We start from the raw sequence: 23,010 nt of genomic DNA, 5'->3' as shown, positions 1-23,010 counted from the left end.
AGTGAAGCAATGAAAATATCAAAAACGTTAAAGCATAATCCTATAGCCATGTTGGAGAGTTTGAGAAAATAAAAAAAACAGAAAAGGATTTGGGGTATTACTATGTTTTCTAATCGTTATGTTCGAACAATTATCCTCTCCCGTGTGTTGTTGCAGCTCGGAATATGGATACGGAATTATGCCGTCCTTCTTTATGTTTCTGAATTGACAAATAACAATCCAGTAGATGTATCTTTAATATCGGTAGCTGAATTTGCACCGATCTTTATATTTGGCCTGATTGGTGGGACCTTTGCCGACAGATGGCGGCCGAAGAGAACCATGGTATGGAGCGATTTGTTATCTGGCCTGTCCGTTGGGGTGGTGCTGATTGCGGTCATGAATGGCGGATGGGTTGCGCTTCTTGTCGGATCTTTTGTATCTGCCAGCTTATCTCAATTTTCTCAGCCTTCGGCGATGAAGCTGTACAAAAGACATGTGCCAGCTGAACAGCTGCAGGGCGTCATGGCGATGTCCCAAACCCTTGTCGCTGTCTTTACGGTTTTGGGACCCGTTATTGGTACATTTATTTTTATTAAGTTTGGAATTAACGTATCTCTGATCCTGACAGCCGTTATGTTTCTGGGCTCTTCGCTTATATTGTCTTCCCTTCCTCGGGATGAAGAAGAATCGAGGTCAGGTAAAGCCAGCGGCTTCATCAAAGAGTTAACGACTGGCTTACGCTACATCGGGTCGAGTAAACCCTTAAGAACACTTAGTTTAACTTTCTCGGCGGTGGGATTGGCATCAGGACTAACTCAGCCGCTTCAGATTTTTCTTGTCATTGAGAATTTAGGTAAGGACAAACAATTTCTTCAGTGGCTTGTGATGGCTAGTGGGGCAGCCATGTTAGTAGGCGGAGCTGTAATAATCGGGATAGCCAAAAAAGTAAAGCCACAGCTATTGCTTTTGATAGGCTTACTTGTCAATGCCGTCTGTACGGTTGGAATGGGTGCTTCCAAGCAAGTTTGGCTGACGATTATTTTCTTGGTGATCAGTGGTTTGTTTTACCCTTGCATTCAAGGGGGGATTCAGACACTTCTTGTGCGAAATACCGAAGGGGCCTTTATTGGCCGAGTTTCAGGAGCAATCATGCCTATTTTTATGGGGATGATGGTGGTTGGCATGTTCATTTCCGGCTACCTCAAGGATACGTTCTCCTTGATGGGCGTATTTATGGCGAGTGGTGTATTTGTGATTATCGGTGCGCTTTTTCTGCTTCCTATTGTGGTTAAGAAACGAAGTAAAGTGGAGCTGGAATCGCTGGGAAATTGAAATTCCAACTACAATTACCATGAATTAAATATCTACGATAAGGAGAGAAAAATATGGATATGAATAAACGCAAAGAGCTGATCGAGGAGTATAAACAAATTAAGATTTATATGGGTGTTGCTCAAATCAAAAACCAAATCAACGGCAAAATATTTATCGACAGCTATCCTAATTTGAAAAACAAATGGCTTACCCTGCAAATGCAGTTGGATTCAGGGAGATTTGCAAATGCACAGCTCCAGAAGGAGTGGAACGAATTCGGTGCGGATGCGTTCATCTATGAGGTAATAGAACAGAAGGACATAGATAAGGTAACTGATATTCGCTGGGAACGGAAGAAAATCTTAAAGCCATGGTTAGAGAAATTACAGCCTTACGGAGACAGAGGGTATAACAAACCGCGAATTGACTAACGATGAGATCCAAGATAAAATGAAACCGTCGTTTAGTAAATTAGTAAAATAGTAACTGGAAGGAAGAAAAAAATATGAAAATACCTACAACTTTAAAACATAAGCCTGTTGTCGTGTCGGAGAATTATGAGAAGGTTGACGGCCGAATGGCTGGAAACACAGATGCGAAAGGTCTTTCCTTGGGATTGGCGCAGTGGAATGATAGAGGAAAGGTCGATATTTCGGCTAAGGTATGGAGATATACCGGAGAAAAATGGTCCAGACAATCTGAGGAACTGCCTCTTCATCGCGTGCTAGATTTGTCCATTCTAATTTGCCGGTCGTTGGAACATTTCCGCGAAGCATATCGATATGAGAATTTATATGACCCGGAGCAGCCCGTCATCGACAGAGTTGGCCTGCAAGGGGATGCTATGACTGTAGCGGTATGTACAGATAATGAGCGAATTAATGAAGATATTAAGCTGTTTAATCAAGCTCTTAGCGATGATGATGAAATGATCGGTGAGCGTCTGAGCACATTATCCAAAATATTAAAGGATATGGGATATTAATTAGTAAAGTGGTAGTCAATCGAGGCAAATAAGCCTTCGTGACTGCCACTTTTTTTATATAGTTTTAAACAATTCCGGCCCCCGTCCAGGAGTATATCTATGGGTAAGTATTTTGTAACACTTAAATGAGCAGCATCAGTTCCAAAAGCATTTTTAGTACATCTCTTTGCCATTAAGGAAGTATTCGTATAAGGGTACGTAATTTATATTCTGTTCGGAGTCCTAAAAAATTGCGTTGCTCAATAAGGGATTGTGCGGATAATTCAATTATAATTATTTTTACTATCCAGTTTATCAATACCATCTTGTAAAATATACATAAATTGATCGTATTTGGAAACAAAGATTAAGAAATTTACTCGTGTGAAAAACCGGAATTAACCATAAGTGAAATTGAAAATGTATTAGGAAATCATCTTGGACCCGGTGCGGTTGAGATTACACCGCTGTCTGGTGGCAACATAAGCAAAGTGTTTTCTTTCAACCACGAAGGAAAGGGCTATGTTGTGAAATTCAGTGATCGATCATGGAACGAATGGAAGGACGCAACCTAACCGATTGCACTTCAGAGGAACAAACCCTTCAGTTGCCTGATATTATCGACATTTTGACAAGAATGGCTGCAGCGGATATTGGGTCAACTAACGGCTATGGGTGGATCGCTGTTGACGGCAACGGGACCTATGCATCTTGGAAGGACTTCGTCGTTGCCGTAAATGCGGAGGATCAAACAGGGACGTTTTGGGAAAACTGGCATGATCTCTTCCACACCTCTTGCTTGGAGAGAGAGGTGGATGGAACGAAGCTTATCAGAACACACGGCAATTTCTTTTAAACCTGAACGCTTAACACTGTAGGTATCTAGGAAAAAAATCTATTAGTACATACATGAAACCCTGAACAAAGCCAATCGTGATTCTAAGAATAATAAAAGATTGAGAGCACCTGTTGGTTTAAATGGGGGCTTTTTTTTATTTATGGAGCCAAAGCGGATGCATGCACTAAAGCTTCAGACTTACAATCTGTAATATTTGCACCTGGACTTGTCATTAATCCACTATCTAGAGCTTCGTCCAACTTGATAAAATGTAAGCGCAATCATAAAACTATCGATTGGAGGAGTACGGCATGAAAAAGATTGGTGCAGGTTTTATATTCTTATTTGTAATGTGTGTAGCAATATCCACTACTGCGTTCGCTAAACAGCCTTATTCATCCTACTGGTTTCCAGAGCAGTTGCTTCAGTGGAGTCCTGCATCCGACCCGGATGCGGCATTCAACCGAAGTACAATTCCGCTGCAAGACCGCTTTGTGACAGATGGAGTCAATGCTCATGCGACAAAAGCGCCGAAAGTTATGGCTTTATCAGCACTGAACTCAGGAACAAGTGGTGTGCCATCACAGGGATCAGACAAATTTGGAGCTAATACGTTTACTTATTGGCAATATGTTGACAAGCTGGTCTATTGGGGCGGATCTGCCGGTGAAGGAATCATCGTACCGCCAAGCGCCGATACAATCGACGCAGCACATAAGAATGGCGTACCGATCGTCGGAACGGTGTTCTTCCCGCCAACTGTTTATGGAGGGAAATTTGAATGGGTGAAGCAAATGCTTCAGCAGAATAGCGACGGTTCCTTTCCTGCCGCAGATAAGCTGATCCAGGTTGCGAAGTATTACGGATTTGACGGTTGGTTTATTAACCAGGAGACAGAGGGTGGAACACCAGCTGATGCCCAGAAAATGAAAGCTTTCCTAAGTTATCTAGAATCGCATAAATCTGCATCTATGCAAATCGTATGGTACGACTCCATGACCAAGGAGGGCAGTATCAGTTGGCAAAATGCGCTAAATGATAAGAATGGAATGTTCTTGCAAGACGATAATAAGAAAATAACAGACAATATGTTCCTGAACTTCTGGTGGAAAGATCTTAAAAGCTCAGCAGATAAGGCCAAAAGTTTAGATAGAAGTCCGTATGACCTGTATGCAGGGATAGATGTTGAAGCCAAGGGCTACGATACGAATGTGAACTGGAATCTGCTGTTCCCGGTTGGTCAGCCTGCCGTCACTTCCCTTGGTATCTACCGTCCAGACTGGACTTTCAACAGTGCAGAAAGCATGGAGGATTTCTTCACACGCGAGAATAAATTCTGGGTGGGGCCAAACGGGAATCCGGGTAACACCGTGAGTGATCAGGCCTGGAAAGGAATCGCGGACAATGTGGTAGAATCATCCCCTGTAAATAAACTACCTTTCATCACCAACTTCAATACAGGAAGCGGGCAGAAATATTATGTCCGAGGGCAGCAGGTACGAGATAAGGGATGGAATAACCGGAGCCTGCAGGATATATTGCCAACATGGCGCTGGATCGCAGACAGCAAAGGAACTTCACTTACTCCGGAGCTTGATTGGTCCGATGCGTATTACGGCGGCAGTTCGCTGAAGGTTTCAGGTGATCTGAGCCATAACAATGCAACACATCTAAAGCTCTACAAGACAGACCTTAAAATCGAAGCAAGCACAAAGCTATCGGTTACTTATAAAACGCTGAACAAGCCTAGCCTGAAGGTAGGTCTTGCTTTTGCAGACCAACCAGACCAATTTATCTTTCTAAACGTGAAGGATAAGACAGCGCCAGGCTGGACTACTGAAACTTTGAATTTGACCCCATACAAAGGGAAACGAATCGTAGCATTGTCACTATATTTTGATACCAAGGATACGATTAATAATTATAGCATTCAAATTGGCCAGCTCTCCATCCAAAATGCCAACGACCCGGTTAAAATGCTACCGGCGGTTCACGATCTGAAGGTTACTCAATCCGATTTTCGCGATGGAATTTATGGAGATGCTAGATTGGAGTGGAAGCCACTTGATCAGCAGGTGAAGCAATACGAAATCTATCGAGTACTGCCAGATGGCAGTGAGGTATTATTGGGTGCAACATCAAATCATGTGTTTTACGTTCCTGAGATGAGAAGAATAGACAAAGAAACACTTACAGCATTGAAGGTCGTTGCAATCAATGGAAGATACGAGCAAGGTCAGGCCTCCAGCGTGAAGATCAGCTGGCCAGCTTATCCGAAGCCGATTGCAGAGTTCAAAGCTGATCGGACCTTGGTAGCTCCAGGTGAGAGCGTAAACTTCACCGACCTGTCGACCGAAGTGACAGAAGAATGGTCATGGAGCTTCGAAAGCGGTAGCCCAGCTGTCAGCACATCGAAGAACCCGGTTGTAACGTTCAATCAGGAGGGTGTATATAACGTATCACTAACAGCAACCAACAGCTCGGGCCAAGACACAATTATGAAAAAGGCGCTCATTACAGTGAGTAAGGAAGCTGGTGCGGTGAAGAATTTAGCACTTGGAAAACCTGCAACAGCCGATCATGCATGCGGAGACAAGGAAGGCGCACCAAACGCAGTTGACGGTAAAGTGACGGATAATAGCAAATGGTGTGCACTTGGGAATCTGCCTCATTGGCTACAAGTCGATCTAGGAGCCGAGCATCAAATCAGCACTTTTATCGTCAAGCATGCTGAGAGTGGTGGAGAATGGTCCGGGTTTAATACAAGCGACTATACCATTCAGGTGAGTAACGACGGAACGAACTGGACGGATGTTGTAAACGTGCAAGGAAACTCGGCAGCTGAGTCGACAGACGCGATTGCTTTGGTGAAAGCTCGCTATGTAAAATTAATAACTCTTAAGCCCACCCAAGGAGCCGATACAGCAGCACGAATTTATGAGTTTGAAGTCTACGGGTTGTAGTTGGATTCGAACCATGGCTTTTGAATAACAAATAATAGCGGGAGACACAAAAAAGAACCTGAATAGTATTCAGGTTCTTTTATATTGCATATAAAAAGACACGATGATATAATCGGATCACAACTATAAAAAATATAAAGACATAAATAACGCATTTTATATTGATAATATACCATGCAGCTAAACTCTTGTCAAATTTTTTCTCATTTTAATGGTTAGGAGAGATATTGTATGCGTTCAATGATTCTTGGTTTTCGGGAAATAGATACAACACAGCTTTTGCTCGTGGGCGGAAAAGGGTTGAATTTAGGGCGATTATCAACTATCGAAGGAATAAAAGTACCTGAAGGATTTTGTGTTACAACAGTGGGCTACCAAAAAGCCATCGAAAAGAACGAAAAGTATCATACTTTATTAGATCAACTATCCATGTTAAACGTAAACGATCGAGAGCAAATTGGTGAAATCAGTAGGAAGATTCGACAACTCCTTATGGAAGTAGAAATTCCTTCCGATGTTGTAACAGCAGTTACTAACTATCTCTCCCAACTTGGTGAAGAACAGGCTTATGCAGTACGTTCTAGTGCAACTGCTGAAGATTTACCATATGCCTCTTTTGCTGGTCAACAGGACACCTATTTAAATATCATCGGAAGAGAAGCAATCATGCAGCACATAAGCAAATGTTGGGCATCTCTATTTACGGATCGCGCGGTAATCTACCGTATGCTAAATGGATTTAACCACAGACAGGTATATTTATCTGTTATCGTGCAAAAGATGGTTTTCCCTCAGGCTTCAGGGATTTTATTCACAGCTGATCCGATGACTTCTAATCGAAAGGTGCTATCTATTAATGCCAGTTTTGGGCTCGGCGAAGCTCTGGTCTCTGGCTTGGTATCTGCCGATTGCTATAAAGTACAAGAAGAGGAAATCGTCGATATGATGATAGCAACCAAAAATTTGGCTATCTATGGATTAAAAGAAGGTGGAACAGAGACCCTGAAAATCGATCTCGATCAGCAAAAGGCTCAAACCCTTACCGAACAACAAATTTTACAACTGGCACGCATAGGTAGAGAAATCGAAGCTTATTTTGGTTGTCCACAAGATATCGAATGGTGTTTGGAGCGTGATACTTTTTATATTGTTCAGAGTCGGCCAATCACTACTTTATTTCCGATCCCTGAAGTGAATGATCAAGAAAATCACGTTTACGTATCTGTCGGTCATCAACAAATGATGACGGATCCCATGAAACCACTAGGATTGTCTTTTTACCTGTTAATCACTCCTGCACCCATGCGAAAAGCCGGTGGAAGGTTGTTTGTTGATGTTACACATATGCTGGCTTCGCCTGTCAGCAGAGAAAATTTCATAAATACCCTTGGGAAATCCGATCCGCTTATAAAAGACGCATTTATGACCCTAATAGAACGAGAATATATAAAATCGTTACCAGATGATAGAAAAGAACGGAATCCCGGTAATAGCAGTAAAGATAGTTCATCAGAAGGTTTTCAAGCACTAATCGAAAATGATCCGGCAATCGTTTCTGATTTGATTAAGAACAGTCAAACATCGATAGAAGAATTAAGACAAAACATCCGAACGAAATCAGGGACAGATCTATTTGATTTTATTCTTGAAGATCTCCAGGAATTAAAGAAGTTCTTATCTGACCCACAAAGTACAAAGGTTTTTATGACTGCTATGAACGCTTCGTCATGGATCAATGAAAAAATGTACGAGTGGTTAGGTGAAAAAAACGCAGCAGACACGCTTTCTCAGTCTGTACCAAACAACATTACCTCGGAAATGGGTCTGGCGCTTTTGGATGTTGCAGATGTAATTCGTCCTTACCCGGAAATAATTAATTATTTACAACATGTAAAAGATGATAATTTTTTGGATGAACTGATTAAGTTTGATAGTGGACAGGCAACTCAAGACGCAATTTATGCTTATCTCAACAAATTCGGAATGCGATGTGCCGGTGAAATCGATATTTCGAGGACGCGTTGGAGTGAAAAACCGATTACACTTGTACCTATGATTCTCAGTAATATCAAAAAATTTGGGCCTAATGCTGGCAAACGGAAATTTGAGCAAGGCCGACGAGAAGCTTTAGAAAAAGAACAAGAGTTATTAGATCGATTAAAGCAATTACCGGATGGTGAACTTAAAGCTGAAGAGACAAAACGAGTTATCAGTTTAATCAGGAATTATATCGGTTACCGTGAATATCCAAAATACGGCATGATTAACCGCTACTTCATTTATAAGCAAGCTTTACTGAAAGAAGCCGAACAACTCGTACAAACTAGCGTTATTCATGAAAAAGAAGATATATTCTATCTCACTTTTGAAGAACTTCACGAAGTCGTACGTACAAATAAACTGGATGATCAGATCATCAGTAGACGAAAAGACGATTACATTTTTTTTGAAAAACTTACTCCGCCACGTGTAATCACATCTGATGGTGAGATTATTACAGGTAAATACAAACAAGAAAATCTGCCAGACAAAGCAATAATAGGTCTCCCTGTTTCTACCGGAGTTATAGAGGGACGAGCACGTGTCATCTTAAACATGGAAGAGGCAGATCTGGAAGATGGCGATATATTAGTTACCGCCTTTACTGACCCAGGCTGGACTTCATTGTTTGTATCTATTAAAGGCCTGGTCACCGAAGTTGGCGGACTGATGACCCATGGAGCCGTTATCGCTCGTGAATATGGCTTGCCAGCAGTTGTCGGAGTGGAAAATGCCACCAAGTTGATAAAAGACGGGCAACAAATTCGTGTGAATGGAACAGAAGGGTATATCGAAATATTGTAGAGGTATTTAAAAATAAAAATAATTATCGATGTTCTCTTTCGCTGATCTGAAATTCGGTTTAATGTAGGAAAAGAAAGTAAATAATATGAGGATATGGACAACCTCCAGAAACTAAGTCAACTTGTATTTGAAAAGGGAGTTCAATTTATATTCCTTGACGGGAATATTCGTAATGAGGTATATTTAACAAGCAATAAATTATCCCGACTAAGGAGAGTATAAATTATGATTAATAAAATCGGACAAATTATGTTATATGTAAATAACCAAGAGGAATCCAAAGAATTCTGGACAGAAAAGCTAGGGTTTGAGGTGATTTTGGACGAAACAAATGGCCCTATGAGATTTATCGAGCTTGCTCCGAAAGGTGCAGCGACTAGCATTGTTCTTCATAATAAAGAGTTGGTTGCCCAAATGAATCCTGAAATGAATCTCGGAACACCTTCTTTAATGTTCTTTTCGGATAATTTTGATCAATTGAATCGAGAGTTGAAGGACAAGAATGTTACGGTTGGAGATATTGTAGAAATTCCCGGTGGAAGAGTATTCAATTTCGCAGATGGTGAAAATAACTACTTTGCTGTAATGGAAAAAGGACAATAAAATAGAGTGAAACATGCAATAAGGCTGTAGCTAAATAAGCTACTTAAGCAGCTAATCAAAATGATTAGCTGCTTTTTCATTACCCTAATAATCGTTATAAACTTCAAAATCTTACTTGTTAAGTAAAGAATATCATGTTATTCTGCAAAAAGAGGAGATGATCAGATGTTTGAAAAGGGGTCGTTCCAACCTGTTCAATCCACTAAGTTAGTGGACGATGTTGTTAATCAAATACAACAAAAAATTTCAACAGGAACAATCCTGCCAGGAGACAAATTACCTCCAGAACCTGAATTAATGAAATTATTTAATGTAGGGCGATCAACGATAAGAGAAGCAGTGCGTGTGTTAGTTCATGCTGGTCTCTTAGAGAAAAAACAGGGTTTTGGAACCTACTTAAAATCCAGTCCTATTATTCAAGAACCACTTACCCATCGTTTACATCGTGCAGAATTGATTGAGGTCTTCGAAGCTCGAAAAATGATTGAATTAGAAATCGCAAGATTAGCAGCTCTACGTCATGATGACACTGACTTATTCAACATGCGAAAACATTTAGATACAAGAGATATGGCTCTAAAGCAGAATGATCGTGAACTGTATGCCAAATCGGATATAGAATTCCACATGGCTGTAGCAATGGCATGTAAAAACGCTGTAATCATTGACTTATATAGAACGTTTACTCATATTTTGTCAGATGCAATGAGCAAATTAAACCGTAATTATAGTTCTCATGATCCTCAATCCGATTACCATGAACAAGTGTATGAATCTATTAAAAATGGCGATCCAGATCAAGCAGTACAATCGACCCTCAAAATTTTAAATGGAACTCTTTCTGAGCTTTAAGTTCAATATAGACATTCATGTAGAGGAGGAATTTGGGCATGATTATATCACTCAAAAATGTATCATGGCAACGTGATAAAACAATGATCTTACGCGATATGAATTGGGAAGTGAAACAAGGGCAACACTGGTGTATCGTCGGACTAAACGGTTCAGGCAAGACGACGATGCTGAACGTAGTGAACGGCTATATATGGCCGACGACTGGGCAAGTCGAAGTGCTAGACCACCGCTTTGGCGATGTGGATCTTAGAGAGTTACGGAAACGAATCGGTTGGGTCAGCACCTCGCTGCAACAGAAGCTATACGGCCACCAGACTGCACTGACTATCGTCCTCAGCGGAAAATTCGCAACTATCGGTTTATACGACAAGACGAATGAAGAGGATCAAAAGCAAGCCGAGGAGTTGATGGAATTTCTAGACTGCTTTTCCTTAGCTGCTCGTACATACGATACCTTGTCGCAAGGTCAGCGTCAGAAAGTCCTCATTGCACGCGCACTTATGGCCAATCCAGATCTATTAATTCTTGATGAGCCTTGCACAGGACTCGATATTTTTGCCCGGGAACAGCTGTTGCAAATGATTGAGAAGATTACGAAGCAACCCAGCGGACCAACTTTGCTGTATGTAACGCATCATATCGAGGAGATAACACCATGCTTTACGCATACTTTATTGGTGAAGAACGGAGAAATCTACAAAGGGGATGAGACAGACAATTGCTTGCAGTCAGATGTGTTGAGCGATTTCTTTGATACCCCCGTTGAAGTTCAGGAGCATCACAATCGCAAGTGGCTTACACTTGCCGGTGATAAGTAGGATACACTGCCTTATCATCTTATACGGTAACAAAAGCTGCCTAGCAAATGCTAGGCAGCTTTTGTTACCTTGGATGTTAGAAGCTACTTCTCACTTCGTATAGAATTACTATATTGTTTGGGACTCATTCCTATCTTTTTCTTAAATATTTGGTGAAAAAATTTAAGGTCAGCATATCCAACTGCAGAGGCAATTTCACTTACACTTCTATGACCTCCCGAAAGCATACGACACGCAGCATCCATTCGAATACTTTGCATATAATCTGTAAAGTTCATTCCAGTCTGATGCTGAAAAAGGCGGCTGAATTGCCGTTCACTAAGGTTCGCTTTATTAGCAAGATCGCCAAGTTTAAGCCCATTGGCATAGTTATAAGTTATAAATGCAATCGCTTCATCTACTGCCATCCATTGCGGCTTAGCCCCTGCTGGCGCAACATTCTGCAACCGATGTCTAAACAAGCCTGTTAATATTTGTACGACTAGAGCATCGAGGACAGCTAGATATCCTGGCGGTTTCGCTGAGAATTCACGAAACAGTTCACGGAACATAATATGGTATGCGCCATTGACATCTTTCATAGAGAACCATTGCAATTGCATGTCTGTGAAAAATTCACAAATATCTGTGGTGTGAGGAAAGGTAGCCTGAAGTTCTGATAAATACTTTACTGGAAATAAACAGTTATAAACGATGAGCGGGCGGGTTTTCATCGAGGTCTTAGGTCGAAATACATGACTGCGCCCAATAGGTATATAAAATAACGTACCGTGCTCGACAGGAACAACCTCATCGTCAATATAGTGAACCCCTGCTCCTTCACTGATATAAGTAATTTCGATAAACTCATGGGAATGCGCATTCAATTCGAACGTTTCATAAGCCCTGTTCACATAAATTGGCACACCAGGCTCGAAAAAGCTATCTCCAGACATGACAAAAGTGCTGCGTCTGATACTCATAATCGTGGCCCCTTTCAAATTGCTAAGGCTAGACATATCGTACGAAACTAATGAATGAATGTCTAGATCCACCTATAAAAATGTCTGAACTACCCCCAATTCTATTCTCTCTCAACTCATACAATAGAAATAGCTGCCGTATGAATATGGGAGGTAAATACAAATGTCCAATTTTGAAGTTTCAAATCTAAAAGTGAACTATAGAAAGAATCCGTTGGGAATTGATGATTTATACCCGCGGCTTAGTTGGTGGATCATTACAGAAATAAGGGGATTTATCCAATCTGCCTTTCAAGTTCAAGTCGCAAATGATCACAAATTCTTTTCAGAAATCATATGGGATTCTGAAAAGGCAGAGTCGGATAGCAATGTGCATATTGAATACGAAGGTCCCGCCTTACAGTCACGCACACGGTATTACTTTAGGGTTCGAGCTTGGGACAATCAAGGGATGGTTTCGGAATGGAGCAAACCTGCGTATTGGGAAACGGCATTGTTATCGGTAGATGAGTGGCAGGCAAAATGGATAGCAGCACCTCCGAGTCAACAAGAGAATGTGGCAGATCCTTGCGACTATATTCGTACGGAATTTTCAATCCCTGATAATGTTGTATCAGCGCGTGTGTATGCAACGTCTCTTGGGATGTACCGCCTATATATAAATGGTATACCAGCAGATAATACGTTATTTAACCCTGGTTGGACCAGTTATAATAAACGGCTTCAGTATCAGACCTATGACGTGACTTCTTTGGTTGCTGCTGGTAATAACGCTCTTGGTTGCATAGTGGGAAACGGGTGGTATAAAGGATATTTAGCTTGGGAAGGGAAGAAAGACATCTTTGGTGAAGATCGTGCTGTGCTTATCCAGCTACACATCACCTTATCCGATGGTTCTGAACAAATCATTATATCGGATGACAACTGGCGTACTTCTACAGGTCCACTTTTGATGTCGGAGTTGTATCATGGCGAAACGTATGATGCGAGGCTCGAGGTAGAAGGTTGGTCTTCTCCCGGTTATGAAGATGTAAAGTGGGAAAGGACTATTCTCAAGGACCGTCCAGACACTTCATTAATTGCTCAGGAAAACGAACCGACCAGGATTATAGAAACCATCAAGCCTATCGCAGTCATTACTACACCTAAAGGCGAACACGTGCTGGATATGGGACAAAATATGGTTGGATGGGTAAGATTTACGGTTCATGCAGAGGCTGGAACGATAATTACTTTAGAACATGCTGAGGTGTTGGACCTCGAAGGGAACTTCTACACCGGAAATTTACGATCTGCAAAGCAGACTGTTACTTATATATGCCATGGCGGGGAGGTAGAAACGTTTGAACCGTATTTATCCTTCCAAGGATTCCGTTACGTAAAAGTGACTGGCATACCGCTAGATCAATTATTGGAACAATTCATCGGCTGCGTCATCCATACGGACTTGGAGCAAACGGGTAATTTCAACTGTTCAGATGAACTCTTGAATCAGCTTCAGCACAACATCTTATGGGGACAAAAGGGGAATTTTCTAGATATCCCGACAGATTGCCCTCAACGGGACGAAAGATTGGGATGGACGGGGGATGCTCAAGTCTTTATTCGCACATCTGCCTTCAACATGAATGTCGTCCCGTTCTTTGAAAAGTGGCTAAAGGATTTGGCCGCGGATCAAGAAGAGAACGGAAGAGTTCCTCATGTTATTCCCGATGTGCCAGCGGCAGGATATGGCTCTGCTGCTTGGGGAGACGCCGCAGTAATTTGTCCTTGGACGCTTTATCAATGTTATGGAGACATCCGTGTGTTGAAAACGCAATATCCCAGTATGAAAGCATGGGTCGAGTATATTCGGGTGCAAGGTGAAGACGAAAATCTATGGAATACAGGTTTTCACTTCGGAGATTGGTTAGGTCTGGATGCAAAAGAAAACAGCTACGTCGGAGCAACACCCAAAGAGTTGATCGCTACCGCGTTCTATGCTTATTCAACGGAATTGCTAGCTAAGACAGCGGCTGTCATTGGAAAACCCCAAGATGCCTTAAAATATGAAGCATTGCATGAGAAGATTGTTCTGGCATTTCGTCAAGAGTTCGTAACACCAAATGGTCGGGTAGCCTCACCGACACAAACTGCGTATACAATTGCCCTTATGTTTGACTTATTAGAGGAAAAGGATCGTCATCGAACGGCCAAGATGCTAGCCGACCACATCGAAGAAAATGGAGTGCACCTAACGACCGGCTTTGTGGGCACTCCCTATTTGTGTCTAGTCCTCTCTAGATTCGGTTATACGGATGTAGCCTATCAATTGGTACTGCAGAAAGAGTATCCTTCCTGGTTATATTCTGTAATCCAAGGGGCGACAACCATTTGGGAACATTGGGATGGAATAAAACAGGACGGTTCGTTCTGGAGCGATGATATGAACTCCTATAACCATTATGCTTACGGCGCTATTGGAGATTGGCTCTATCGCACTGCCGGTGGCATCGAACTATTAGAACCAGGCTATAAAAAAATACGGATCCAGCCGCAGATCGGGGAACATTTGACGTGGGTTGATGCTTCGCTTGAATCTGTCTATGGAACGATCAAGGTAACTTGGAAAAAACAGAACGAAGATTCAGTAGAAATGCATGTGCTGATTCCATCCAATACAACAGCTGAGATTATTATTCCAACGATGAAGCAGGACAGTATTTTGGAGTCTGGGACACCAATAGAACAAGTCATAAGTCTATCCAGAGTGGAACAAATTTCAGAAGGGCAAAAGCTAATGGTTGGATCCGGGGATTATCACTTTACGTTTTCTATTAGTTAAAGTTTGTATATGGAAGAGGATTAGTCTTGATTCTTCTTCATTAGCTGATACTGAAGATTTCTATATCATTGGGGGTTAGTTGACATTTAGTCTAATTAGACTAATAATATAAACAGTCTAATTAGACTATTGAAGAGAGGATGAGAATAATGATCAAATCATTTCTAATGATTGGACAGTCAAATATGGCTGGACGAGGATTTATACATGAAGTACCCCCAATTTATAACGAGAGAATCCAAATGCTACGTAATGGTAGATGGCAAATGATGGCTGAACCTATTAATTATGACCGTCCTGTTTCAGGAATAAGTCTGGCTGGATCATTTGCGGATGCATGGTGTCGTGAAAATGAAGAAGACATCATTGGCTTAATTCCTTGTGCTGAGGGTGGGAGCAGCATTGATGAATGGGCTGTAGATGGGGCGCTTTTTAAACATGCATTACAAGAAACTAAATTCGCTATTCAAAATAGTGAATTATCAGGGATTTTATGGCATCAAGGAGAAAGTGATAGTAGTAATGGCAACTACAAAGTCTATTATCAGAAATTACTTTTAATATTTACGGCGCTTAGAAAAGAGTTAGATGCTCCAAATATTCCATTTATAATGGGTGGCCTAGGGGATTTTTTAGGCAAAGAAGGGTTCGGGAAACATTGTACTGAATATGAGTTGATGAATCAAGAGTTACAAAAATATGCTTTTGAACAAGATGATTGTTACTTTGTTACAGCTTCAGGTTTAACTTCTAATCCGGATGGTATTCATATCGATGCAATATCTCAAAGAAAATTTGGATTGCGATATTTTGAAGCCTTTATTAATAAGCAACATGTACTTGAGCCACTAATTAATGAACATGAGTTGTTAAGTCGCCATAATGCAAGAATACACACTAAAGCGGAAAAAATGTATATATTGAGCATGGATTTTGCATTAGGAAAAATATCATTTGATGAATTTCAAGCCCAGTTTGTACAAATCAACAATGAGTAAAATATAATACCTAGTAGCATTTTGACGGAGGCGCTGAGTTGATAATATTGCTAATTTTAGGATTATTAAAACAAAATCCAGGGGCTCACGGTTATGAATTGTTATCCTTAATGGAAGAAAAACACTATAAATATATAGTGAATTTCACCAAAGGGTCTTTTTATTATAATCTTGGGCAATTAGTAGAGAAAAAGTATATTGTAAAAGTTGACCAAAGAGACAACACCAGAGAGACGCATAATTATAACATCACTGAATTAGGGGAAAAAGAGTTTGAAAAGTTGATGTTCAAATATGGGTCTAAGACAGACTATATAAACCTATCTTTTTATGTAGCCATGTTATTTTCAGATGAATATAAAAAAGAAGAGCTAACTAAATTAATAGAAATACAAATTGAACAAACTAAGAATAAGATATCTTTAATACAGTTATCTCTTGAGAACGATGAAAATATCACTGCTTATTTTAAAAAAATGTTAGAAAATTCACTTTCCCACCATATAGTAAATGTTCAATGGTTTGAAGGATTGCTTGAAGATATAAAAAAGTGAAAACTGATCACTAAATAGTCCTATAAGAAACCCGCGCTCCGTGTGGGATCTTTATTTTGTTTGCAAGTTTTTTAGACAAGGCTCCGGTAACAATCAGCAACATACTAACGGTACCTGTAAAAAACATTTTGACATATCTAACAGGTACCGTTATAATAAAAACCAACAGGTACCGTCACAAAGATTAACAGGTACCATAAAAACTTTATGGAGGACCCAATATGGACATGAATACTGAATTATATGAAAAACTCGCGAAACTGCAATGGCTGCTGCAACGACAACACTTAAAAACACACGCTGCTGTGGGCCCTATGGCCGACACATCCCGCGGGCAAGGCAGGATACTGGCATTTCTCCGGATGAAAGATGGTATCAGCACCAAAGATTTATCCTATATGCTGGACATCCGTGTATCATCCCTCAATGAATTGCTTGCAAAATTGGAGAAAGCTGAATATATCACCCGTAAGCCATCAGAAACAGACAAACGCATCATGTTGATTTACCTAACCCAAAAAGGACAAGAGGAAGAGGGGCAAGAGATAGACAGTGTCAACATATTTTCTAGCCTATCTTCAGAAGAGCAGGTTGCTTTCGGGGATTACTTAACCCGCGTAATTATGGCTTTAGAAGAAGAGCTTGGAACGGACGGAGAACGTGATGTAATGGCAATGTGGATGGAGGCCGCAAAGGAGCGTATGGGTACAGAGGAATTCGAAAAATTAATGGCCATGCGTGGACAAATGCAAAGAATGTGGGGGAATTCTAGGGACGAACGCTTTAGCGGAAGGTTCCCTGGCTTTGGCGGGGAAGGTCATCGAGACATGCGCGGATTCGGCTGGCCTTCCAGAGATGGCAGGAATTCATCACCAGACAAGTCACCTGATTCGGACGATAAGTAAGCAGAGTCTTTTCCACAAACAGTAGCAGTGGCTTAGCCTTTCACAAGAGAAAAATGAACGGCAAAGGCAGCATAATGACGTACTTTCTTGGATACTGAAGAACAGTCCAATTTCGCACACCAACCCTGTAAAGTTGTTGTTACGGTATGGGGTTGGTTGTTGCTGCGTTATGGTTCATATTTAATTAATAGTTAGAATTCTAAGTAATTTAAGTACCCAATAAATGAAGAAAGTGGTGACCCACATGGACGCAGAAAACCTCCATTACTTTGAAAAAGCACCTATCGCAAAAGCCGTCGCTCACTTCGGTATACCGATGATGTTAGGCATGTCAATGAGTGTCATATATTCCATATTGAATGCCTATTTCCTTGGCACACTGGGCAATACGGCTATGTTAACCGCACTTGCACTAACCTTGCCGTTATTCGCGATCATTATGGCGCTAGGAAACTTGATTGGCATGGGCAGTGGTACATTTATCTCCCGCTTGCTAGGGGAGAAAAAATATGATGATGTAAAGCATGTATCATCATTCGCTTTTTACAGCAGTTTAGTAATCGGTTTTATCGTGATGGCTGTTGGCCTCCCGTTGATTGATCCAATAGTTCATGGCCTGGGAGCGACGCCCGACTCCTTCGGATTTACAAAGGACTATGTAACGATTATGCTTATCGGCTCACCATTCGTTGTATTATGCTTCACACTTGAGAATATCGTGCGCTCGGAAGGTTCAGCAATCATATCGATGATCGGGATGATTCTAAGTGTCGTCGTGAATATTATTCTTGATGCGCTAGTTATCTTCGTCTTCCATTGGGACGTGATTGGTGTTGCGACGGCTACGGTCATCTCTAACTTGGTTGCTAGCGCATTCTACGCCTACCATTTGGGTTATAAAAGCCCATTCTTAACTATCTCTTTAAAATGGTTCAAAGCTACCAAGGAAATACTGAGCAATGTATTCAAAATCGGAGTTCCCGTCTTTATTATGAGTATCTTCTTGGGTGCAATGTCACTCGTATTGAACCATTTCCTTGTCGAATATGGAGATCAAGCCATAGCCGGCTTCGGAATTTCATCACGTTTATTGCAATTACCTGAGTGCATTCTGATGGGTTTATGCGAGGGTGTCGTACCGCTCATTGCCTTCTCTTTTACAGCGAATAAATTACGCATGAAGCATACCATCGGATTCACGATCAAAGCGATAATTGCTTTAGCTGTCGTGTTCGGCGTTATCGTCTATCTGATTTCCGACCACTTAATTGGCTTATTTACAAATGACCTGCAATTAATTGAAATGGGCAGCTATATTCTGCATGTGACATTCTTATCGTTGTTCATTACAGGAATGACTTCGTTGTTTACCGGGATCTTCCAAGCTACAGCGCAAGGAACTGCTGCGTTTATAATGTCAATTATTCAAGGGGTTACTCTGATCCCTGTGTTGTATATAGCCAATCGAATGAATGGTTTCCATGGTGTGATCTGGTCGCTCGTCATTTCGGATGCCGTTGCCTTCCTTGTTGGTGCCATCATGCTGTATGTTCTTCGGAACAAGATGCAGCCAGATTTAGATGCTTTAGCACAGTAGAATACAGAGTCTTATGTTGATATATTAAGTTCATCTTCTAATATAAAATTTTACAGTATAAAGGTGGAGCCTAGAGTATGGTTGATTTTGAATGGTATAGAAGCTTTTGCACAATATATAAGTATCAATCGATTTCTGAAGCCGCAAAAACCCGCATGATGACGCAGCCAGCCATGAGTCAGCACTTAGCCGCCTTGGAGGCGGAGGTGGGTGAAACTTTATTTATTCGGTCGACTAGAAAAATCACAGCAACAGAGCGGGGAAAGGAGTTATATTCCCAGCTCGCTCCACTTATAGAATCATTAGAGAATACGACAATGAGCTTTAAATCGGCTTCTTTGCCAACGCTGAGTGTAATCAAGCTGGGAGCGGCGCATGAGTTTTTTAGTGAAAAAATACTGCCACGGCTGCCTGAATTTAATCCTTGTACCATTTCGCATTTTGGAACCGCCGAGCAATTGCTAGAGCTCCTGAAGGAAGACAAGCTAGACATTCTCATTATGTCAAAAAAGTTCCAAACTCCCGGTGTCGAGTATTTGAAATTGATGGATGAAGAGTTTGTTATAGTAGCTCCAAGTGATTGTGAAATCCTTGAATTTGATAATCTAAAGCTTGAAGAGCAATGGCTCTCTCAACAGAAATGGATCAGCTATGGCTTGGAATTGCCGATAATAAGAAGAATTTGGAGAGAACATTTTAAGAAACGTCCTGAAATTAGACCTATTCATATCATTCCTAATTTACACATGATCCTGAAGGCAGTTGAGCTCGGGGTGGGCATGAGCGTCATACCTACATACCTCTTGCAAAATTCATTAGAAGAAGGCAAATCAAAAGTTATTTTTAAGCATTTAAAAGTAGTAAACGAGTTATATATCGCTTATCAGTTAAAGAATAAGCATTTGCCTCTGATTCATGAGATCATATCTGTCCTTAGGGAAAAGAAAATGGATTAGCTAGTATTATTTATAAATTTTTTTATTAATAAGTGGAAATTTCATAATTTGTTTTATCTATGTTTTGGAGTTTACAATAAAGAAGCAGCAAAATTATTAAATAATTGAGACTGGCACCACACTTTGTCGAATGGACAAGAATTAACATCATAGATGTGGAGGGAATATTATGAAAGTATTTATCACAGGAGCTTCAGGCTATATCGGCGGGTCGGTGGCAAAAGGTTTACTTGATGCCGGACATACTGTCTTTGGTCTGGTTCGCAATCCCGATAAGGTGGAAGCATTAAGGGATATTGGTATAGAGTCTATACTCGGCACGTTGGAAGATACGGATACGCTAACGAAATATGCTAAGCTCAGCGATGCAGTAATTCACACAGCCGATTCAGATCATTTGCTAGCAGTTGAAACTTTTATAGCTGCTCTACGTGGAAGTGGAAAACCATTTTTGCATACATCGGGTTCAAGTGTGGTTGGAGATGATGCCCGTGGCGAAACGGCGAGCGAACATATTTTTGACGAGGAAACACCATTTGTGCCTATGGATATTAGAGAAAACCGCGTAGCGATAAACAACCTCGTACGCAAGGCTGGAATTGAGGATTGGGTGAGAAGCATCGTGATAGTCCCCTCTATGATTTATGGTGATGCACTAGCTTTGCCTGTGGAAAGCGATCAATTGCCGCAAATTATTCGCAAGTCGAGAGAGCTGCAGGCAGGCGTTCACGTAGGTAAAGGCGTAAATCGCTGGTCTAATGTCCACATCAAAGATTTGGTACAACTGTATGTATTGGCACTTGAAAAAGCACCGTCTGCATCGTATTTCTTTGCCGAAAATGGGGAGGTATCTTATGGGGATATCGCCAAATCTGTCAGCGAAGCGTTAGGCTTTGGAGGCAAGACCATAAGCTGGCCCGCAGACAAAGCGATAGCAGAACTTGGAGACTGGGCGCGTTTTGCTATCGCTTCGAACAGCCGTGTACGTGCTACCCATGCAAGAAATCTACTCGGTTGGGCTCCGAAGGAAGAGTCGCTGCTTAGCTGGATAAAAAATAATTTGCAATAAGAAACCACTGAAAAATGATTCCTCCATGTTTGAATTTGACGATTACCACGAGTAACATATACGCAAAAGAAGCCATCTTGTAGGTGGCTTCTTTTGCGAAAACGTCATAAGCTAGTCTATCTTAAAAAGAACGACAGCTAAATTTTAACGCTGACTTCTCCATTTGAAAGATATTCCTCGTCACCATTTTCATATCTGACTTTCAGATGGCAATCGTTATCGATATCAATAGCTGTTGCCTTAAGCTGTTCATTATTCTTTATCACTGTTACGGGTTTGCCAAGTGAAATTAACCTTTTTCTATATTCGGAAAGAAACAATCTGTCCGTTAATTGCTCATAATATCCCATAAAATTGTTCAGTACTTCTGCTACCAGTCGGTTGCGGAGATCACCATAAGAATTGTTTTCAGAAATTACAGTTGTTGCAATCTCGGTAAGGTCGTTAGGAAAGCCGTCGGACGGTAGCGCTACATTGATACCAATGCCAAGAACGGCATAATCAAGCCAGCTGTTTTCCAGTGACACGGATGCTTCAGTAAGAATCCCGCACACCTTTTTACCTTCCATGAAGACATCATTCACCCATTTAATCTGTGTTTCTTTACCGGATACACTCTCGATAGAAAGGGCAACAGCAACAGCGGCGCAAGTGGTTAGCAGAGCGGAATCTGTTGCTGACAGCTTGGGACGCAGCAGGATACTCATATAGATCCCCGTTCCCGGTGGAGAAAAGAATTTTCGGCCCATTCTCCCTCGCCCAGCGGTCTGTTCTTCGGAAAGGATCACCTTACCCTCAGCTTCTCCATTTGAGGCAAGGCTTTTCACGGCTTCATTCGTTGAAGATAGTGTCTTAAAGACTTCTACACGTAACTTTTGCCCCTGGGTATCCAGATATTTTGAAATTGCACTGGCAGATAGGATGTCTGTTTGAGGTGACATGGAATATCCTTTATTAGTTACAGCTTGTATGGAATATCCGTCTGTCTGTAACGATTTTATGGCTTTCCAGACAGCACTGCGCGTCACGGATAACTGAACGGCTATTTCCTCGCCGGAAAAGTATTCACCCTTATTACTGTCGAGCAAGGCAAGAATATGTTCTTTTACTGTCATGAACTTAAACCTCCAAAAGTATAACTCTCCGACCAAAACCCATTGAATATATTAACATCCAACGATTGCGACTGAATACTCTAATTCTATATAACAATTGGAAAAACTCAAGCTTGGTATTTAATTCTATTGTGAACTATAAATTAAATTTAGGTTTACAATCATGAATATCTCCATTATAATTCAGCTTACTGGACGTATTTACTAACCAGAATACAATTATTTATATCCAATGGAGGTCAATTTTTTGAAGACAAAAGAACTTATTTATGCTGCATTATTCGCAGCACTTATCGCGGTGCTGGGCATGATTCCACCCATTCCCCTCGGTTTCATTCCCGTTCCGATCACTGCCCAGACGCTTGGCGTCATGTTAGCTGGATGCTTTCTGGGAAAACGGATGGGCGCCCTCAGTCTAGTCATTTTCATCATTCTGGTAGCCATTGGACTACCTGTACTGACTGGTGGCCGCGGCGGAATCGCGGTGCTCATTGGTCCTTCTGCTGGATACATATTTAGCTTCCCGATCGCGGCCGGTCTTATCGGCTGGTATTCTGAAAAAATCTGGCCGAAGGTTCGAACTTGGAAGCTGATAGTAATCAACCTGATCTTTGGTGTATTACTAGTGAGTCTGATTGGCGCCCCTATCATGGCATTGATAACAAATACGTCGATATGGGCCGGTCTTGTCGGAGCATTGGCCTTTCTTCCGGGAGACATCATCAAAGCCGTTATTGCAGCCGTTATAACGATGCAGCTGAGAGCAATTAGCCCTATTGAAGAAAAAGCGCAGATGTGATGAAACCTTTGCGCCATTCTCGTTTAAATTCAGTTTAATTAGCCGCACTA

At 41.3% G+C, this 23,010-nt stretch carries 19 protein-coding genes; 17 read left to right on the top strand and 2 right to left on the bottom strand.

What is annotated here, in order from left to right; genetic code table 11:
- The first annotated feature begins 102 nt into the window (after positions 1-102).
- From CA600_RS03810 to CA600_RS03770, 9 genes are all read left to right on the top strand, one after another.
- The gene (locus CA600_RS03810; RefSeq protein WP_094868997.1) at positions 103-1,314 is read left to right on the top strand and encodes an MFS transporter; all 1,212 of its coding nucleotides are present in this window, start codon (positions 103-105) and stop codon (positions 1,312-1,314) included.
- A gap of 53 nt (positions 1,315-1,367) precedes the next feature.
- Positions 1,368-1,727, top strand: a complete 360-nt coding sequence (locus tag CA600_RS03805) for a GIY-YIG nuclease family protein (RefSeq protein ID WP_094868996.1) — start codon at positions 1,368-1,370, stop codon at positions 1,725-1,727.
- Positions 1,728-1,801: 74 nt separating this feature from the next.
- Complete coding sequence (locus tag CA600_RS03800) at positions 1,802-2,281, top strand: DUF6530 family protein (RefSeq protein ID WP_042188373.1); 480 nt, start codon at positions 1,802-1,804, stop codon at positions 2,279-2,281.
- 526 nt (positions 2,282-2,807) lie between these two features.
- Positions 2,808-3,116: a hypothetical protein gene (locus CA600_RS03795; RefSeq protein ID WP_094868995.1), complete on the top strand. Its 309-nt coding sequence runs from the start codon at positions 2,808-2,810 to the stop codon at positions 3,114-3,116.
- A gap of 293 nt (positions 3,117-3,409) precedes the next feature.
- Positions 3,410-6,061, top strand: coding sequence for an endo-beta-N-acetylglucosaminidase (locus tag CA600_RS03790; protein ID WP_094868994.1), 2,652 nt, complete (start codon positions 3,410-3,412; stop codon positions 6,059-6,061).
- Positions 6,062-6,292: 231 nt separating this feature from the next.
- Positions 6,293-8,905 (top strand): phosphoenolpyruvate synthase, encoded by a 2,613-nt coding sequence (gene ppsA / locus CA600_RS03785; protein ID WP_094868993.1) that lies wholly within the window; start codon positions 6,293-6,295, stop codon positions 8,903-8,905.
- Positions 8,906-9,130: 225 nt separating this feature from the next.
- Positions 9,131-9,508 (top strand): VOC family protein, encoded by a 378-nt coding sequence (locus CA600_RS03780; protein WP_094868992.1) that lies wholly within the window; start codon positions 9,131-9,133, stop codon positions 9,506-9,508.
- Positions 9,509-9,673: 165 nt separating this feature from the next.
- Positions 9,674-10,360, top strand: a complete 687-nt coding sequence (locus CA600_RS03775) for a FadR/GntR family transcriptional regulator (RefSeq protein WP_094868991.1) — start codon at positions 9,674-9,676, stop codon at positions 10,358-10,360.
- Between the two features lie 38 nt (positions 10,361-10,398).
- Complete coding sequence (locus CA600_RS03770; RefSeq protein WP_094868990.1) at positions 10,399-11,181, top strand: ABC transporter ATP-binding protein; 783 nt, start codon at positions 10,399-10,401, stop codon at positions 11,179-11,181.
- 83 nt (positions 11,182-11,264) lie between these two features.
- Here CA600_RS03770 and CA600_RS03765 read toward each other — a convergent pair whose 3' ends face one another.
- Complete coding sequence (locus tag CA600_RS03765) at positions 11,265-12,143, bottom strand: AraC family transcriptional regulator (RefSeq protein WP_094868989.1); 879 nt, start codon at positions 12,141-12,143, stop codon at positions 11,265-11,267.
- Between the two features lie 163 nt (positions 12,144-12,306).
- On the opposite strand from CA600_RS03765, the gene CA600_RS03760 reads away from it, so the two are divergent.
- The 7 genes from CA600_RS03760 to CA600_RS03730 all read left to right on the top strand — a co-directional run bounded on the left by CA600_RS03760 (position 12,307) and on the right by CA600_RS03730 (position 21,046).
- Positions 12,307-14,967 carry a glycoside hydrolase family 78 protein gene (locus CA600_RS03760; protein ID WP_094868988.1) on the top strand — a complete coding sequence of 887 codons (2,661 nt, stop codon included), beginning with the start codon at positions 12,307-12,309 and terminating at the stop codon, positions 14,965-14,967.
- Between the two features lie 149 nt (positions 14,968-15,116).
- On the top strand, positions 15,117-15,965 hold the full coding sequence (locus tag CA600_RS03755) for a sialate O-acetylesterase (protein WP_094868987.1): 849 nt from the start codon (positions 15,117-15,119) through the stop codon (positions 15,963-15,965).
- 38 nt (positions 15,966-16,003) lie between these two features.
- A complete protein-coding gene (locus tag CA600_RS03750) occupies positions 16,004-16,519 on the top strand; it encodes a PadR family transcriptional regulator (RefSeq protein WP_094868986.1) in 516 nt (171 codons plus the stop codon).
- Between the two features lie 221 nt (positions 16,520-16,740).
- A complete protein-coding gene (locus tag CA600_RS03745) occupies positions 16,741-17,424 on the top strand; it encodes a MarR family winged helix-turn-helix transcriptional regulator (RefSeq protein ID WP_094868985.1) in 684 nt (227 codons plus the stop codon).
- A gap of 244 nt (positions 17,425-17,668) precedes the next feature.
- Complete coding sequence (locus CA600_RS03740) at positions 17,669-19,021, top strand: MATE family efflux transporter (protein ID WP_094868984.1); 1,353 nt, start codon at positions 17,669-17,671, stop codon at positions 19,019-19,021.
- Between the two features lie 77 nt (positions 19,022-19,098).
- Positions 19,099-19,977: a LysR family transcriptional regulator gene (locus tag CA600_RS03735; RefSeq protein WP_094868983.1), complete on the top strand. Its 879-nt coding sequence runs from the start codon at positions 19,099-19,101 to the stop codon at positions 19,975-19,977.
- Between the two features lie 169 nt (positions 19,978-20,146).
- Positions 20,147-21,046, top strand: a complete 900-nt coding sequence (locus tag CA600_RS03730) for an NAD-dependent epimerase/dehydratase family protein (protein ID WP_094868982.1) — start codon at positions 20,147-20,149, stop codon at positions 21,044-21,046.
- A gap of 137 nt (positions 21,047-21,183) precedes the next feature.
- Here the strand turns inward: CA600_RS03730 and CA600_RS03725 are convergent, their stop codons facing one another.
- The gene (locus CA600_RS03725) at positions 21,184-22,161 is read right to left on the bottom strand and encodes a biotin--[acetyl-CoA-carboxylase] ligase (protein WP_094868981.1); all 978 of its coding nucleotides are present in this window, start codon (positions 22,159-22,161) and stop codon (positions 21,184-21,186) included.
- Between the two features lie 247 nt (positions 22,162-22,408).
- On the opposite strand from CA600_RS03725, the gene CA600_RS03720 reads away from it, so the two are divergent.
- Positions 22,409-22,960 carry a biotin transporter BioY gene (locus CA600_RS03720; protein ID WP_094868980.1) on the top strand — a complete coding sequence of 184 codons (552 nt, stop codon included), beginning with the start codon at positions 22,409-22,411 and terminating at the stop codon, positions 22,958-22,960.
- The last annotated feature ends 50 nt before the right edge of the window (positions 22,961-23,010 follow it).

Source organism: Paenibacillus sp. VTT E-133280 (assembly GCF_002264385.1).
Classification (GTDB): Bacteria; Bacillota; Bacilli; order Paenibacillales; family Paenibacillaceae; genus Paenibacillus_AQ; species Paenibacillus_AQ nitricinens.
The sequence above is the reverse complement of the archived record's forward strand: the minus strand, read 5'-3'. Positions and strand labels throughout refer to the sequence as shown.